Raw genomic sequence first — 16194 nt, 5'->3', positions numbered from 1 at the left:
CAACGCGCGCAGGAGCGGGCTCGCCCTGCGCATGCACTCAGGCCCTGAACTGCCCCAGGCTCGCCTTGAGCTGGTCGGCCAGGTTATCGAGCACCTTGCTGCTGGCCGTGGTCTGCATGACCACTTCAGCCGCCCGCTCGGCCTGGGCATGGATGGTTTGCACGCGCCCACGCACCGCCTGGGCGCCCTGGGCCTGCTGCTCGGCCGCACGCGTCGCCAAGCCAATGGCCGCATGCACCTGCTCCACCGACGCCTGAACCGACTGCTGCAAGCGTGCGCTATCACGCAACACCAGCAAACCTTCACTGGCTTGACGCCCCGCCTGGCTAATCGCCGCGACCGCCTCCTTCGCCCCCTGCTGCAATGCACCGATGTGCGCCTGGATATCGCCCGTCGAGCTCTGGGTCTTGCTGGCCAGGGCCCGCACCTCGTCGGCGACCACGGCGAAGCCACGCCCGGTTTCACCCGCTCGCGCCGCCTCGATGGCCGCGTTGAGCGCCAGCAGGTTGGTTTGCTCTGCAATACCGTGAATCACGGTCAACACTACCTCGATCTGCTCGCTCTGCTGGGCCAGGCGCTCGATCACCTTCGAGCCGGTCTCCACCTGCCCGGCCAGGTCCTCGATCAACTTGGCCACTTGCGTCGAGGTGCGCGTGTTTTCATCGGTGGCCTGGCGAATATCCACCACCTGCTGCAAGGCCGATTGCATGGCCTGGCTCTCGGCCTGCGCCTCGTCGGCCATGGTCGAAAGATCACGCAGGCTAGCGGCCACTTCGTCACGCTGCAGCTCGGCAGCGGCGTCAGCGCCGGCATTGCGCTGCGCCATGACACCGATCTCGATCCCGGTACGCTGCGCCACCTCGCCAGCCTCACGCACGATCGGCTGAAGCTTGTCGACAAACCGGTTGACCGCCGCTGCCATGTCGCCAATCTCGTCACGGCTGTCGATGGGCACGCGCTTGGTCAGGTCACCCTCACCCGCCGCCAGATCGTTCAGCGCCGCGATCAACAGGCGCAGCTTGCTGACCACCCGACGCCCCAGCACCACGGCCACCACCAGCAGCACACCAAGGCCGACCAGGGCCAGGCCCAGGCCTATGTTCCAACGCAAGGTCGTCGCAGCCTCCCGGACGCTCTGCGAGGTACCAGCCTGCATGCCTGCGGCACTGGCCTGCGCTGCCTCCAGGCGGGCACGCAAGGCCTTGTTGCTGTCGGCAGCGGCGCCAACCAGGCTGTCGCCTACCAGCTGATCGCCACTGGCGATCAGCGCCGAGAAACGCTTGTCGAGGGCAACCAGCTCGGCATCCACCGAAGCGGTGGAAACCCCCATCAGTACCTTGCCTATCTCCACGCCATTGGGGCTGATCGGCGCCTCGATGAAGTACACCGACGGGTCGTTGCGCGCGGCATCGAGCACCTTGTCCAGCGCCCGCTCACCCTGGCCCTTTTCCAGCAGCGCCTGGTTGATCGGGTTCTGCCGGTTCAGGTAACGGGTCAGGTGCTGGCCCTGGGCATCGTCGTAGACCACGAACAGCACGTTGGGATTGCGCTGGGCACGCCGGGAGAACTCGGACAACGTGGGCACGTCGTTGTCCCACATCGCCCGCGGCGCGACCGAGGCCAGCAATTGCGCCATGTCGTTGGCCGAGTCCTTGAGATTTTTCTCCAGGGCTTCCCGCATCTGGGCCTGCTCGCCCTGCAGGCGAGTCGAGAGCCCGGCGGTCAATCGCTGGCGAGTACTGGCGGAGAGGCTTTCCAGCCCCGAGCTGAGCTCTTGCCCGGCCTGCTCGAGCTCGGCGGACAACTTCTGGCTGTCGACACCCAGGCGCTTGCCCAGATCCGCCTCGAGCGTGGTGACGGTGCTCCGTGTCAGCGCGACCGCGACCAGCACCTGCACCAAAAGAGCGATACCAAGGGCAACAAAAACAGGCCGCAACAGGCGGCTTCGTAACAGTGAGAGAACGGCAGACACAAAAGAACCCTCTACTTCTGGGGCCATTAAAATGATGGCTACCCTGGAGCGATTCTTACAGCAAAGGTTGTGCCGAACAGCAACCAGAAACGACAAAGGCCCCTATGAAGGGGCCTTTGTGTTCACATCAATCGCAGATCAGGCGAACGGGTGACGCAGAACGATGGTCTCGTTGCGATCCGGGCCGGTGGAAATGATGTCGATCGGCGCACCGACCAGCTCTTCCACGCGCTTGATGTAGGCACGGGCGTTCGCCGGCAGCTCTTCCAGGGTCTTGGCACCCAGGGTCGACTCGGTCCAGCCCGGCATTTCTTCGTACACCGGCTCCAGGCCGATGTAGCTGTCGGCGTCGGTCGGGGCATCGATAACGGCACCGTTCTCGTTTTTGTAGCCAACGCAGATACGGATGGTTTCCAGGCCGTCGAGCACGTCCAGCTTGGTCAGGCACAGGCCCGAGATGCTGTTGACGTCGATAGCGCGACGCAGGATGACGGCGTCGAACCAGCCGCAACGACGAGCACGGCCGGTGGTGGCTCCGAACTCATGGCCACGCTTGGCCAGGAAGGCACCGACGTCATCGAACAGCTCGGTCGGGAACGGGCCCGAACCTACGCGGGTGGTGTAGGCCTTGGTGATACCCAGGATGTAGTCCAGGTACATAGGGCCAACGCCAGAACCGGTGGCGATGCCGCCTGCGGTGGTGTTCGAACTGGTCACGTACGGGTAGGTACCGTGGTCGATGTCCAGCAGCGACCCCTGGGCACCTTCGAACATGATGTCCTTGCCGGCGCGACGCAGGTTGTGCAGTTCGGCGGTGACGTCGAGCATCATCGGCTTGAGCAGCTCGGCGTACTCCATGCATTCGTCCAGGGTCTTCTGGAAGTCGATTGCAGGCTCTTTGTAGTAGTTGACCAGCACGAAGTTGTGGTAGTCCAGCAGCTCGCCGAGCTTGGCGGCGAAACGCTCACGGTGGAACAGGTCACCGATGCGCAGGCCACGACGCGCTACTTTGTCTTCGTAGGCCGGGCCGATACCGCGACCGGTGGTACCAATCTTCTGCTCGCCACGGGCTTTTTCGCGAGCCTGGTCCAGGGCCACGTGGTAGGACAGGATCAGCGGGCAGGACGGGCTGATACGCAGGCGCTCGCGCACCGGTACACCCTTCTCTTCCAGCTTGTTGATCTCACGCAGCAGGGCGTCCGGTGCAACCACCACGCCGTTGCCGATCAGGCACTGCACGCCTTCGCGCAGAACGCCCGAAGGGATTAGGTGCAGCACGGTCTTTTCACCGTCGATCACCAGGGTGTGGCCCGCGTTGTGGCCACCTTGGTAGCGCACTACGGCGGCAGCATGTTCGGTCAGCAGATCAACGATCTTGCCTTTGCCCTCATCACCCCATTGGGTGCCCAGGACTACGACATTCTTACCCATAACACTTGTCCTCATTCGCGCAAACTTGGCGCCGGCTCGTACCGGCGGGAAAACTCAAATGGCCAGCGGCAGAACCTGCCAAAGCCCGTTTTGCTGAATCAATTGCCGATCGCAATCCGCCTCGACGGCGGCAGTCAGTGGCTGCCCAGGCAAGGCCTGAACCACCCGCTGACCTTCACTGCGCAATTGGCAGACCAACTGCCAAAGTGCCTTATCGCTGCTGTCGGGCATCCAGATCCCGCCAGACGGCAATACCACCTCGGCTCGCCCCAGTGTGACCAGGGTCTTCAAATCCGTGGAGAAACCCGTGGCCGGGCGCGCCCGGCCAAAGTCCGCTCCGATATCGTCATAACGACCGCCCTGGGCGATCGATTGACCGACGCCCGGCACGAACACGGCAAACACCACACCGGTGTGGTAGTGGTAGCCGCGCAGTTCGCCCAGGTCGAAATACAGTGGAAGCTCCGGATAACGCGCCGCCAGCCGCTCGGCGATGGCCATCAGGTCGTCCAGCGCAGCCAGGACCGCTGCTGGCGCACGACCAAGACGTACACGCGCCTCGGCCAGGACTTCGCGACCGCCGCACAGCTCGGTCAACGAGCGCAGCATGGCGGCGAGGTCGGCTGGCAGGTTGGCGGTCAGCTCGACCACTTCATCGATGGCCTTGCGCTGCAGGGCATCGAAAAGTTGCTGCTCGACGGCGCCAGACAAACCGGCTGCACGGGCCAGGCCACGGTAGATGCCGACATGCCCCAGGTCCATGTGCACATCCGGCACATCGGCCAATTGCAGCATGGCCAGCATCAGGCTGATTACCTCGACATCGCTGACCGGGCTGGCGTCGCCGTACAGCTCGGCACCGAGCTGGATCGGGCTGCGCGAGGTCGACAGCGCTCGTGGCAAGGCATGCAGTACGCTGCCGGCGTAGCACAGACGGCTCGGCCCTTCACGGCGCAGGGTGTGCGCATCGATACGCGCGACCTGCGGGGTGATGTCGGCTCGAAAGCCCATCAGCCGACCCGACTGCGGATCGATGACCTTGAAGGTGCGCAGATCCAGGTCCTGGCCGGCACCGGTGAGCAGCGATTCCAGGTACTCGATATGCGGGGTCACGACGAACTCGTAACCCCAGCTCTGGAACAGATCCAACACCTGACGACGCGCGATCTCGATGCGCGCCGCCTCAGGTGGCAGTACTTCTTCGATGCCATCTGGCAGCAGCCAGCGGTCTACCGTTGCCATTACGCCATTTCCCCTATGGTCCGGGCGGCCTGCCCACGGGCGAGCCTTGAGTGGAGCAGGTATCGGCAAACAATAGCGCGCAGCACTGATTCCAGCGCGACCGCCGTGCCAATACCCTCGAATACCTTGGGCTGCTCTGTAGACCGGCAGCGGCTTGCCGCCGTTCGATCTTGCAGACGCAAAAAAGCCGGGAATTTCCCGGCTGCCGCATCATACACCCGTTTTCTCGCGGGATCACCCCGCCAGGCATTTTAGCCGCCCGGCGGGGTTTGCAACCTTACGGCTTTGGCTTGCCCATGAAGCGGAAGAACTCGCTGCTCGGGTCGAGCACCAGTACATCGCTCTTGTTGGCGAAGCTCTCACGGTAGGCCTTGAGGCTACGGTAGAACGCGTAGAACTCCTGGTCCTGGCCGTAGGCCTTGGCGTAGATCGCCGCCGCCTGCGCATCGCCATCACCGCGGGTCTCTTCCGACTCACGATAGGCTTCAGCCAGCAGCACACGACGCTGACGGTCGGCGTCGGCACGAATACCTTCGGCCAACTCGTTACCCTTGGCGCGGTGCTCGCGAGCTTCACGCTCACGCTCGGTGCTCATCCGCTCGAACACGCTGCGGTTGACTTCCTTGGGCAGGTCGATGGCCTTGACGCGAACGTCGACCACTTCGATACCCAGCTCCTTGCTGGCCATGCGGTTCAGCGATGCAGTGATGTCAGCCATCAGCGCGTCACGTTCACCGGAAACCACTTCGTGCAGGGTGCGCTTACCAAACTGGTCACGCAGGCCGCTTTCCAGACGACGCGACAGACGTTCGTCGGCAATCTGCTTGAGGCCCGAGGTCGCGGTATAGAAACGCTCGGCGTCCTTGACCCGCCATTTGGCGTAGGCATCGACCATGACCGCTTTCTTTTCCAGGGTCAGGAAGCGCTGGGTCGGGGCATCCAGCGTCATCAGGCGGGCGTCGAACTTGCGCACCTGGTTGACGTAGGGAACCTTCACATGCAGGCCAGGCTGGACATCGGCCTGGACCACACGACCGAATTGCAGCAGTACCGCACGCTCTGTCTGGGCCACGATATAGAAGCTGTTCCAGGCCACGATCGCCAGCACGACGCCAACGATCAGGGCGATCAGCGATTTATTGCTCATCAGCGGCTCTCCCTAGAACGCAACTGCTGTTGCTGCTGTTGCAGCTCCGCCGCCGCACGGTTAGCCGCATCGTTGGCCGATACCGGCGCGCTGCTGACCGGGGTGCTGCTGGCGCGGCTACCTTCGACCATCTTGTCCAGCGGCAGGTAAAGCAGATTGCTCTGGCCATCCTTGCCGGAAACCAGGACCTTGCTGGTGTTGCTGTAGACTTCCTGCATGGTGTCCAGGTACAGGCGCTGACGGGTCACTTCAGGTGCCTTGCGGTACTCGGCCACCAGCTTGGTGAAGCGATCGGCCTCACCCTTGGCGCGGGAGACGACTTCGTCGCGATAACCGTTGGCATCCTCGATGATCCGCTGGGCCTGACCACGGGCTTCCGGAACCACGCCGTTGGCGTAGGATTCAGCCTGGTTGCGGGCACGCTGCTCGTCTTCACGGGCACGGATCACGTCGTCGAAGGCTTCCTGCACTTCACGCGGGGCTGCCGCGCTCTGTACGTTGACCTGGGTGACGGTGATACCGGTACGGTAGGTATCGAGGAAACGCTGCAGGCGCTCCTTGATTTCAACGGCCATCTGCTCACGACCCTCGGTCAGCACCTTGTCCATGGCGGTGGAGCCCACCACGTGGCGCAATGCACTGTCGGTCGCGTGCTGCAGGCTGACTTCAGGCTGATCGACGTTCAGCACGAAATCCTGCAGGTTGGTGATCTTGTACTGCACGGTCAGCGGTACTTCGACGATGTTCTCGTCTTCGGTCAGCATCTGTCCCTGCTTGGTATAGGCACGCTCACGCGTGACGTTCTCCATGTACTTGCGGTCGATCGGCGGGAAGTAGATGTTCAGGCCCGGCCCTACGGTTTCGTAGTATTTGCCGAAGCGCAGCACCACTGCCTGCTCCTGTTCATCGACCACGTACACGGCGCTGTACAGCCAGATAGCTGCCAGCACGGCCAGGCCGACGCCGAGCAGGCCGAAGCCACCGCCCTTGCCGATGCCGCCGTCACCACCGCGTTTCTTGCCACTGCCGAACATGCCGTTCAGGCTGTCCTGCAGCTTGCGGAAGGCCTCGTCGAGATCCGGTGGCCCTTTCTTGTCGCCGCCACCACGGCGCCCACCCCAAGGATCCTGATTATTCGAGTTGCCACCCGGCTCATTCCAAGCCATAGCGCTCTCCATCTGATAAAGCAAAGACGCACCCACGGCGCGCCGTCCAATGCTACAGAATGCCTGTCACGGCTGCCCGACCACGTCGCCGGGCTTTTATTGCAAAGTGTGTTGCTCGATGAATTCCAGCGGCTTCAACCCTGCGCGACTGACCAGGCGATTGAGTTCGACCCGGGACAAGCGCACGGCCAACAAGCTACTGCCTTCATCGTCATGCTCCTCGCTCTGCACCGCGCCCAGTTCGAAGAACTGCGCACGCAACCGCGCAAAACGCTGTTCAAGGCGCAAGGTTCCGATAAACAGGTCATCCCCCAGCAACTCGGCAACCGCCTGCCCCACCAACTCCAGGCCGCGTCCATCACGCGCTGAAACCCAGACCCGCTGCGGCTTGCCGTCGGCATCGCGCTGAATCTGCGGCTCGACACCCTCAAGCAGGTCGAGTTTGTTATAGACCTCGAGGATCGGCAAGCCTTCTGCACCAATCTCCCCCAACACAGCCATCACCTGCTCGATCTGCTCCATGCGCTCAGGCTCATGGGCATCGATCACGTGCAGCAGCAGGTCCGAGTTGCTCGACTCTTCGAGCGTAGCCCGAAAAGCCTCGACGAGCTTGTGCGGCAGGTGGCGAATGAAACCTACGGTATCGGCCAATACGATCGGCCCGACGTCGTCGATCTCGAGCCGGCGCAGGGTCGGGTCGAGGGTGGCGAACAGCTGGTCGGCCGCATAGACCTCCGATTGGGTCAGGGCGTTGAACAGGGTCGACTTGCCGGCGTTGGTATAGCCGACCAGTGAGACCGAAGGAATATCTGCTCGCTTGCGTCCCCGTCGTGCCTGTTCGCGCTGGCTGCGGACCTTTTCAAGGCGTGCCTTGATCTGACGCAGGCGAACCCGCAGCAGACGCCGGTCGGTTTCCAGCTGGGTTTCACCCGGGCCGCGCAGGCCGATACCGCCCTTCTGCCGCTCAAGGTGCGTCCAGCCGCGAACCAGCCGCGTGCTCATGTGCTCGAGCTGGGCCAGTTCGACCTGCAGCTTGCCTTCATGAGTGCGCGCCCGCTGGGCGAAGATATCGAGAATCAGACCGGTGCGATCAAGCACGCGACACTCGAAGATTCGTTCGAGGTTACGCTCCTGACTGGGTGTGAGGGTGTGATTGAAAATCACCAAATCCACCTGCTCGGCGTTGACCAGATCGCGCAATTCCTCGACCTTGCCGCTGCCAATCAGGTATTTGGCGGTGGGCTGATGTCGCGCCACATTGGCGAACGCGACAATATCGGCCCCAGCCGACAGTGCCAGCTCCTGAAACTCCTGCGGATCTTCGCGCGCCTCAGGGTTCTGACCTTCCAAGTGAACGAGGACCGCTCGTTCACCACCACCGTGGCGCTCAAAGAACAAAGCAGACTCCTATCAGGCGTTACCTGGCTCAGCGTCGCCATGCTCGGATTCGGATGCACTTGGCAGACGGATCGGACGCACAGGAACAACTGTCGAGATGGCGTGCTTGTAAACCATCTGGCTGACGGTATTTTTCAGCAGGATTACGAACTGGTCGAACGATTCGATCGTGCCTTGCAGCTTGATGCCGTTGACCAGATAAATCGAAACCCCAACTTTTTCTTTTCTCAAAGTATTCAAGTAAGGGTCTTGTAGCGAATGCCCTTTTGACATATGCCGCACTCCTGTAAGGATCAATAGTAAAAAAATCAAAGAAAAACTGATGGCTCAAGCCGCCCCACCCCCAAGGATAGACGGCAATTACAAAGACTCAGCTCAATATGGAGACCGATCCAAGGTATTTCAAGGTGCGAGACAGATTGTCGCAAGCCAGGCTATCCAACCAATGCAGGTCAGCCCAACTACGCAACCAGGTGAATTGCCGTTTCGCCAATTGGCGAGTAGCAATAATGCCGCGCTCCTTCATCTCCACCGATGTCAACTTGCCATCAAGGTGATCCCAGACCTGGCGATAACCAACCGCCCGTATAGACGGCAGCCCCGCGTGCAAGTCACTTCTGGCTCGCAGCAATCGGACCTCGTCAACGAAGCCCTGTTCCAGCATTTGCCCGAATCGTAACGCAATCCGCTCGTGCAACACATGACGATCGTTTGGCGCAATGGCCAGGCTGGCGACAGTATAGGGCAAATGTCCCGCCCCCGAAGCGCCTGCTGCGCTACTTTCCGCGGATTGACGCTGGCGATGTGACGTCATCGTCATGCCACTGACCCGATAGACTTCCAGCGCGCGTATCAGGCGCTGAGGGTCATTGGGATGAATCCTGGCGGCCGATTCGGGGTCGACAGCCGCCAATTGCTGGTGCAAAGCCTGCAATCCAAGGCGCGCAGCCTCTTCTTCAAGTTCCGCACGCACGTGTGGATCCGCCGCCGGCATATCGGCCAGACCTTCGAGCAGCGCCTTGTAATAGAGCATGGTGCCGCCGACCAGCAGCGGAATCTTGCCGCGTGCAGTGATGTCTGCCATGGCCTCGAGGGCGTCACGACGAAAGTCGGCAGCGCAATAGCTCTGGGCAGGATCGAGAATGTCGATCAGGCGATGCGGGTGAGCGGCCAACACCTCTTTGGAGGGTTTGGCCGTACCGATATCCATGCCGCGATAGACCAGCGCCGAGTCGACACTGATCAATTCGCATGGCAGCACTTTGGTCAGCTCGATCGCCAGATCGGTCTTGCCCGCCGCAGTCGGGCCCATCAAGAATATTGCGGGAGGTTTACCACTCATCTTATCGACCGCGCAGGAACAGTTTGTCCAGATCGTCCAGGCCCAGTTGGGTCCAGGTCGGTCGACCGTGGTTGCATTGACCGCTGCGCTCGGTGTTTTCCATGTCGCGCAGCAGCCCATTCATTTCGGCCACGGCCAGACGCCGGTTGGCGCGAATGGCGCCGTGGCAGGCCATGGTGCCGAGCAGCTCGTTCAAGTGGGCCTGGATTCGGTCACTGGTGCCGTACTCCATCAGGTCGGCCAAGACATCCTGAACCAGGCGATTGGCCTCGGCCTGCTTGAGCAGTGCGGGGATCTGTCGGATCGCCAGGCTTTCCGGGCCCAGCCGCTGCAGCTCGAAGCCCAGGCGCTGGAACCATTCGGCGTGCTCTTCGGCGCAATCGGCCTCGCGCTGGCTCAAGGCCAGGGACTCGGGCACCAGCAGCGGCTGGCCACTGAGGCCTTCACTGGCCATGGCCACCTTCAGGCGCTCATACATGATGCGCTCGTGGGCCGCGTGCATGTCCACCAGCACCAGGCCCACGGCATTTTCGGCAAGGATGTAGATGCCCTTGAGTTGGGCCAGGGCATAACCCAGCGGCGGAATATCACCCTGCCCTTCAGGCAAGGCCGCAGGCGCCGCATCATTGAGCGGGGCAAAGAACTCACGATAGACACTCTGCGCTTCGGCAGCCGGTACGGCTTGGGTCGGGCGCGGCGTGTACTGGTATTGATAGCCTGCGCCCGACCCACCGCCGCTGTTGCCCCCCATCGGGCGCATGCCGGGCTCGCCCGCTGGCTGCTCGAGCAGGTTGGCTGCCAGGCGCATTTCGCCCTGGGGACCGAACTCACCCGCCTGGATGCCGCTGGGGCGAATGATCTCGCTGGTCGCCGCCGGTGCTGCCAACTGGTCTTCAGGGCGCACATCCGCCAGGGCACGGTGCAGGGTGCCATAGAGAAAGTCATGGACCATGCGTCCGTCACGAAAGCGGACTTCGTGCTTGGTGGGGTGCACGTTGACGTCGACGCCGGTGGGGTCGACCTCGAAGAACAGCACAAAGGTGGGATGCCGCCCGTTGAACAACACGTCGCGATAAGCCTGGCGCACCGCATGGGCAACCAGCTTGTCGCGCACAGCACGGCCATTGACGAAGAAGTACTGCAGGTCGGCCTGGCTGCGCGAGAAGGTCGGCAACCCGACCCAGCCCCAGAGGTGCAAGCCATTGCGCTCGACTTCGATGGGCAAGGCCTGTTCGAGGAAACCCGGACCGCAGATGGCCGCCACGCGCCGGGCACGGGCCGTATCGTCATGGGCTTCGTGAAGGCTGAGGATGCTCTTGCCGTTGTGACGCAGGTGAAACCCGACATCGAAACGCGCCAGCGCCAGGCGACGGATCACTTCCTGCAGGTGATCGAATTCGGTTTTTTCGGTCTTGAGAAACTTGCGCCGGGCCGGGGTATTGAAGAACAGGTCGCGTACTTCTACCGAAGTCCCCACCGGGTGGGCCGCAGGCTGTACCCGCGGGGCCATGTCGCGGCCTTCGGTTTCCACCTGCCAGGCCTGCTCGGCATCGCGCGTGCGCGAAGTGAGGGTCAGGCGCGCCACCGAGCTGATCGAGGCCAGGGCTTCACCGCGAAACCCCAGGCTCATGACCCGTTCGAGATCTTCAAGATCGCGAATTTTGCTGGTGGCGTGACGGGCCAGGGCCAGGGGCAGGTCATCGGCAGCAATACCGCTGCCGTCATCGCGAACCCGCAGCAGCTTGACGCCGCCTTGCTCCACTTCCACGTCGATGCGCCGGGCGCCGGAGTCCAGACTGTTCTCCAGCAACTCCTTGATCACCGATGCAGGGCGCTCGACTACCTCGCCGGCGGCGATCTGGTTCGCCAGCCGCGGGCTGAGCAGTTCGATCCGGGCGCTGTCGGTCATTGCTGCGCCGCCAGGGCAGTGGTCGGAATGTTCAGGGCTTGCCCGACCTTGAGTTCATCGCTCTTGAGATTGTTGGCGCTGCGCAGGCTGGCCACGCTGACCTGGTAGCGCACGGCAATCATGGCCAGGGTCTCGCCTGGGCGAACGCTGTGTTCACGCGGTCCCTGGGCGATCTTGCCGCTGTCACGCAAGAAGGCGATGTAGGTGCCAGGTGGCGGGTTCTGCTGGAAGAACTGCCGCACGCCGCTGTGGATCGAGCGGGCCAGCGACTGTTGGTGGCTCGGGGTGGCCAGCTTGGCCGCCTCGTTGGCGTTGGAGATAAAACCGGTTTCGACCAGGATCGACGGGATGTCCGGGGACTTGAGCACCATAAAGCCTGCCTGCTCGACCCGGCGCTTGTGCAATGGCGTGACCCGGCCCATGTTGCCCAGCACTTTCTGCCCGACGTTCAGGCTCGAGCTCAACGAGGCCGTCATCGACAGGTCGAGAAGCACCCCGGCGAGCATGCGGTCCTTGTCGTCGAGGCTGACGTTGCCGGCACCACCGATCAGGTCCGAGCGGTTTTCGCTGTCAGCCAGCCACCGCGCTGTTTCCGAGGTAGCACCACGATCAGACAGGGCAAACACCGAGGCACCGAAAGCGGCCTTGGAGGGCGCAGCGTCGGCGTGGATCGAGATGAACAGGTCGGCGCCCTTCTTGCGGGCAATCTCGGTGCGCTTGCGTAGCGGGATGAAATAATCGCCCGTACGGGTCAGCTCGGCGCGATAACCTTTCTCGCCGTTGATCTGGCGCTGCAGCTCCTTGGCAATCGACAGCACGATGTCTTTCTCATGCTGGCCCCTGGAGCCTGAAGCCCCCGGGTCTTCACCGCCGTGGCCGGCGTCGATGGCGATGACGATGTCACGCTTGCCATTGGGCACAGGGGTCAACTTGATCGCGGGTTGCGTAGGCGTCACAGGCACGGCCGGGGTGGTGGCGACCGGAGGTGTCGGCGGCGGCGAAACGGCGTCGGCCGCCTGGTCGAACAGGTCGACGACCAGGCGATTGCCATATTGGGCGTTGGGTGCGAGGGTAAAACTCTTGGGGGTGACCGACTTGTTCAGGTCGATCACCACGCGCAGATCGGTAGGCGTGCGCTGGGCAGAGCGCACGCTGGTAATCGGGGTGTTGGAGGTCGAGACCGACAACGGGGCCGCCAGGGTCGCACCATTGATGTCGATGACCAGGCGATCGGGTGCTGTCAGCGTAAATACGCTGTGCTGCACAGGCCCGGAGAGGTCGAACACCAGCCGTGTGTTATCCGGCGCTCGCCACAACCGCATACTTTTGACTTGCGTGACGGCCAGTGCATCAACAGTTACCGCCGTAAGCAGCAATCCTACGACCGCAACCAGTGCGCGAATGCGCATACCTATCCCCATTTTCTATTTGAATTCCAAGGCCAGAGCGGCACACCAGGCTTCGCCACGTGCCCCCTGCGGCGACAGGTTGAGCGAACGACCGCTCGCCTGGGGGCTTATGGTAATGGTCAGGTCGGGCTTTGGCAAAACACCGGCCCCGTTTTGGGGCCATTCGAACAGGCACAGGGCATCGCCTTCGAAATAGTCACGGATCCCCATGAACTCCAGCTCCTCCGGATCGACCAGGCGGTAGAGGTCGAAATGGAAGGCTCGCACCTCGCCGATTTCGTAGGGTTCTACTACGGTGAAGGTCGGGCTTTTCACCGCACCAGTGTGCCCAAGGCCACGGATTATGCCCCGCGACAGGGTGGTCTTGCCCGCCCCCAGGTCACCTTCAAGAAATATCACGCCGTGACCTTTGGTCACTTCGGCAATGCGGGCGCCGAAGCGGACCATGGCCTCTTCGTCGGCTAAAAACAGGGTTACACCTGACACGCTGAATGCTCCTCCAATAAATGACGAATGACCGGGACCAGATCACTGGCCGCCAGCCCACGGCCCTGCGCACCGAGCCTTTCGCCGGCACAGGCATGTAACCAGACACCCAGGCAGGCGGCGTCCCAGCTCGACATCTTCTGGGCCAGCAGGGCACCCAGCACCCCGCTCAAGACATCCCCCAGGCCCGCCCCGGCCATCGCCGGATGCCCACGTTCGCACAACGCCAGTTGCCCGGCTGGGTCTGCCACCAGGGTACCTGCGCCCTTGAGCACACAGATGACCGCATATTTGCGCGCCAGTTTGCGCGCAGCCCCCGCGCGATCCGCCTGGACGGCCTCGGTGGAGATTCCCAGCAACCGTGCCGCCTCCCCCGGGTGTGGCGTGATCATTGATCCCGAGGGTAGCGGCAGTGGCGCCCGGCTCAGCAGGTTCAAGGCATCGGCATCCCATACTTGCGGCACCTTGGCATTGACCACCGCCGACAACAGGCTGCGCCCCCAGGCTGCTTGCCCTAGCCCCGGCCCGACCACCAGCACCGAGGCGCGCTCCAGGGGTGTCATCAGCTGGTTGGCGGAATGAACCCCCAGGGTCATCACCTCCGGCAACCGCGCCAGGGCTGCGGGCACCTGCTCGCTACGGGTGGCCAGCGAAACCAGCCCGGCACCGCAGCGCAATGCAGCTTCGGCACTGAGCAGCACCGCGCCGCCAGTGCCGCGATCACCGCCTACCACCAGCACGTGGCCGAAGTCACCTTTCTGGGCCGCCAGCGCGCGCGGTGGCAGCGGCGCAAGGCCAATACTGGTCAACGGGTTTGGCTGGGGATGGGGGTGTTTGGTCTGAGGCATGGGTCAAAGGCTCCGATGTCTGGCAGAATTATACGCACCTGAGTCTGCGTTGCCTTATTTCCCATGTCTGCTGCCACCCCCGATCTTCCCGCACTGGCCCAATCGATCAAGGATTGGGGCAAAGAACTCGGCTTTGCCCATGTCGGCATCGCCGGGGTGGACCTGGCCGAGCATGAGCAGCATCTTGAGCGCTGGCTACAAGCCGGCTATCACGGCGAGATGGACTACATGGGCGCCCATGGCAGCAAGCGTTCGCACCCCGACCAGTTGGTGCCGGGCACGCTGCGCGTGGTGTCGCTGCGCATGGATTATCTGCCCGGCGATACCCGGATGGCCCAGCAGCTGGCCCACCCCGAAAAAGCCTACATTTCCCGTTACGCCCTGGGTCGCGATTACCACAAGCTGATCCGCAAGCGGGTGCAACACCTGGCCGAGCGCATCCAGAAGGAAATCGGCCCCTTCGGCTTTCGTGCATTCGTCGACAGTGCCCCGGTGCTGGAAAAAGCCATTGCCGAACAGGCCGGCCTGGGCTGGATCGGCAAAAACACCCTGCTGCTCAACCGCAAGGCCGGCAGCTACTTCTTCCTCAGCGAGCTGTTCGTCGATTTGCCGCTCCCTGTCGACCCGCCCCAGGCCAGCGAGCACTGCGGCCGCTGCACTGCCTGCCTGGACATCTGCCCAACCCAGGCGTTTGTCGGCCCTTATGTACTGGACGCGCGGCGCTGCATCTCGTACCTGACCATCGAGCTGAAAAGCGCCATTCCCGAAGAGCTGCGCGCCTTGATCGGCAACCGCGTGTTCGGTTGCGATGACTGCCAGATCGTCTGCCCCTGGAACCGCTTCGCCCGCCCGACCGCCGAGAGCGACTTCAAACCTCGACACAACCTGGATAACGCGGGGCTGGCAGAACTGTTCCTGTGGGATGAGGCTACGTTCCTCAACAACACGGAAGGGTCGCCCTTGCGCCGCGCCGGCTATGAACGCTGGTTACGCAACCTGGCGGTGGGGTTGGGGAATGCGCCGTCGACCATTCCGGTGCTGGAAGCGCTCAAGGCGCGACAGGATCACCCGTCGGAGCTGGTGCGTGAGCATGTGGAGTGGGCGCTCAGGCAGCACGCATCGCGGGCCTAGCCCATCAGCTGATTTTCAGGCCCCGCGATCATCAATGCTCGTCGTTGTAGTGAAACTTCGGCATTTCCCAGTGAAAGCGGATCGCCAGCAACCGCAGCAAAAAGCCCCCGAACAAGGTCAACAGAATGGCTTGTTCGCCCGGCACCTTGAAATAGACGCACCCCAGATAGAACCAGGCAGCCGCGAAGGAAACGCTGGCGTACAGCTCGCGGCGGAAGATCAGCGGGATATCGTTACAGAAAATATCCCGAAGAATGCCGCCGAACACTCCAGTGATCACCCCACTGATCGAGGCCACCAGCATGCCCTGGCCCATTTTCAGCGCGGTCATGCAGCCAATCAGGGTAAAGGCCACCAGCCCCAGCGCATCGAGCACCAGGAACAATGAGCGCAAATGGCGCATCAGCGGTGCAATGAAGATAGTCATCAGCGCGGCAAAACTGGTCAGCACCAGGTATTCCGGATGCTTTACCCACGTCAACGGATAGTGCCCCAGCAACACGTCGCGCACCGAGCCACCGCCCAGGGCCGTGATACAGGCGATCAGTACCACGCCGAACCAGTCCATGCCGCGTCGTCCCGCAGACAGCGCGCCAGTCATGGCTTCGGCGGTGATTGCAATCAGGTAGAGCATCAACAACATGGCGCAGATCCGTGCAAGGGGGCGCGCAGTCTAACCAGTTGCCTCAGGCACCAAAAGGGGGCGCCGCGCG

The 16194-nt window shown here is 62.7% G+C and carries 14 protein-coding genes; 1 reads left to right on the top strand and 13 read right to left on the bottom strand.

Features of this window, described 5'->3' with window-relative positions:
• Nucleotides 1-37: 37 nt before the first annotated feature.
• From NPS58_RS22125 to NPS58_RS22070, 12 genes are all read right to left on the bottom strand, one after another.
• Nucleotides 38-1972 (bottom strand): methyl-accepting chemotaxis protein, encoded by a 1935-nt coding sequence (locus NPS58_RS22125; RefSeq protein ID WP_274117398.1) that lies wholly within the window; start codon nt 1970-1972, stop codon nt 38-40.
• A gap of 138 nt (nt 1973-2110) precedes the next feature.
• A complete protein-coding gene (locus NPS58_RS22120; RefSeq protein ID WP_028945681.1) occupies nt 2111-3403 on the bottom strand; it encodes an adenylosuccinate synthase in 1293 nt (430 codons plus the stop codon).
• Nucleotides 3404-3457: 54 nt separating this feature from the next.
• Entirely contained in the window at nt 3458-4645 is a 1188-nt protein-coding gene (locus NPS58_RS22115; RefSeq protein WP_274117397.1) for an ATP phosphoribosyltransferase regulatory subunit, read from the bottom strand.
• Between the two features lie 277 nt (nt 4646-4922).
• The gene (gene hflC / locus NPS58_RS22110) at nt 4923-5792 is read right to left on the bottom strand and encodes a protease modulator HflC (protein WP_274117396.1); all 870 of its coding nucleotides are present in this window, start codon (nt 5790-5792) and stop codon (nt 4923-4925) included.
• Nucleotides 5792-6958, bottom strand: coding sequence for an FtsH protease activity modulator HflK (gene hflK, locus NPS58_RS22105; protein ID WP_274117395.1), 1167 nt, complete (start codon nt 6956-6958; stop codon nt 5792-5794). Before hflK ends, hflC begins: the two co-directional genes overlap by 1 nt.
• Before the next feature lie 96 nt (nt 6959-7054).
• Nucleotides 7055-8356: a ribosome rescue GTPase HflX gene (gene hflX, locus NPS58_RS22100; protein WP_274117394.1), complete on the bottom strand. Its 1302-nt coding sequence runs from the start codon at nt 8354-8356 to the stop codon at nt 7055-7057.
• Between the two features lie 12 nt (nt 8357-8368).
• The gene (gene hfq, locus NPS58_RS22095; RefSeq protein WP_028945676.1) at nt 8369-8629 is read right to left on the bottom strand and encodes an RNA chaperone Hfq; all 261 of its coding nucleotides are present in this window, start codon (nt 8627-8629) and stop codon (nt 8369-8371) included.
• Between the two features lie 97 nt (nt 8630-8726).
• Nucleotides 8727-9698 carry a tRNA (adenosine(37)-N6)-dimethylallyltransferase MiaA gene (gene miaA, locus NPS58_RS22090; protein ID WP_274117393.1) on the bottom strand — a complete coding sequence of 324 codons (972 nt, stop codon included), beginning with the start codon at nt 9696-9698 and terminating at the stop codon, nt 8727-8729.
• 1 nt (nt 9699) lies between these two features.
• Entirely contained in the window at nt 9700-11607 is a 1908-nt protein-coding gene (gene mutL, locus NPS58_RS22085; protein ID WP_274117392.1) for a DNA mismatch repair endonuclease MutL, read from the bottom strand.
• A complete protein-coding gene (locus NPS58_RS22080) occupies nt 11604-13028 on the bottom strand; it encodes an N-acetylmuramoyl-L-alanine amidase (RefSeq protein ID WP_274117391.1) in 1425 nt (474 codons plus the stop codon). Before NPS58_RS22080 ends, mutL begins: the two co-directional genes overlap by 4 nt.
• A gap of 3 nt (nt 13029-13031) precedes the next feature.
• Nucleotides 13032-13502, bottom strand: coding sequence for a tRNA (adenosine(37)-N6)-threonylcarbamoyltransferase complex ATPase subunit type 1 TsaE (gene tsaE / locus NPS58_RS22075; RefSeq protein ID WP_274117390.1), 471 nt, complete (start codon nt 13500-13502; stop codon nt 13032-13034).
• Nucleotides 13490-14350 (bottom strand): NAD(P)H-hydrate dehydratase, encoded by an 861-nt coding sequence (locus tag NPS58_RS22070; protein ID WP_274117389.1) that lies wholly within the window; start codon nt 14348-14350, stop codon nt 13490-13492. Before NPS58_RS22070 ends, tsaE begins: the two co-directional genes overlap by 13 nt.
• Before the next feature lie 63 nt (nt 14351-14413).
• Between NPS58_RS22070 and queG the strand changes: the two genes are divergently transcribed.
• A complete protein-coding gene (queG, locus tag NPS58_RS22065) occupies nt 14414-15481 on the top strand; it encodes a tRNA epoxyqueuosine(34) reductase QueG (protein ID WP_274117388.1) in 1068 nt (355 codons plus the stop codon).
• A 31-nt stretch (nt 15482-15512) separates the two neighbouring features.
• Here queG and NPS58_RS22060 read toward each other — a convergent pair whose 3' ends face one another.
• Nucleotides 15513-16124 carry a trimeric intracellular cation channel family protein gene (locus NPS58_RS22060; RefSeq protein WP_274117387.1) on the bottom strand — a complete coding sequence of 204 codons (612 nt, stop codon included), beginning with the start codon at nt 16122-16124 and terminating at the stop codon, nt 15513-15515.
• Nucleotides 16125-16194 lie beyond the last annotated feature (70 nt).

This window comes from Pseudomonas putida (assembly GCF_028682455.1).
GTDB lineage: Bacteria > Pseudomonadota > Gammaproteobacteria > Pseudomonadales > Pseudomonadaceae > Aquipseudomonas > Aquipseudomonas putida_AA.
The sequence above is the reverse complement of the archived record's forward strand: the minus strand, read 5'-3'. Positions and strand labels throughout refer to the sequence as shown.

Coding starts and splice junctions, on each gene's coding strand:
- NPS58_RS22060 (WP_274117387.1), bottom strand. CDS start 16,124: ATGTTGTTGATGCTCTACCTGATTGCAATCACCGCCGAAGCCATGACT.
- hfq (WP_028945676.1), bottom strand. CDS start 8,629: ATGTCAAAAGGGCATTCGCTACAAGACCCTTACTTGAATACTTTGAGA.
- mutL (WP_274117392.1), bottom strand. CDS start 11,607: ATGACCGACAGCGCCCGGATCGAACTGCTCAGCCCGCGGCTGGCGAAC.
- hflK (WP_274117395.1), bottom strand. CDS start 6,958: ATGGCTTGGAATGAGCCGGGTGGCAACTCGAATAATCAGGATCCTTGG.
- hflC (WP_274117396.1), bottom strand. CDS start 5,792: ATGAGCAATAAATCGCTGATCGCCCTGATCGTTGGCGTCGTGCTGGCG.
- NPS58_RS22120 (WP_028945681.1), bottom strand. CDS start 3,403: ATGGGTAAGAATGTCGTAGTCCTGGGCACCCAATGGGGTGATGAGGGC.
- NPS58_RS22070 (WP_274117389.1), bottom strand. CDS start 14,350: ATGCCTCAGACCAAACACCCCCATCCCCAGCCAAACCCGTTGACCAGT.
- miaA (WP_274117393.1), bottom strand. CDS start 9,698: ATGAGTGGTAAACCTCCCGCAATATTCTTGATGGGCCCGACTGCGGCG.
- NPS58_RS22115 (WP_274117397.1), bottom strand. CDS start 4,645: ATGGCAACGGTAGACCGCTGGCTGCTGCCAGATGGCATCGAAGAAGTA.
- NPS58_RS22080 (WP_274117391.1), bottom strand. CDS start 13,028: ATGGGGATAGGTATGCGCATTCGCGCACTGGTTGCGGTCGTAGGATTG.
- queG (WP_274117388.1), top strand. CDS start 14,414: ATGTCTGCTGCCACCCCCGATCTTCCCGCACTGGCCCAATCGATCAAG.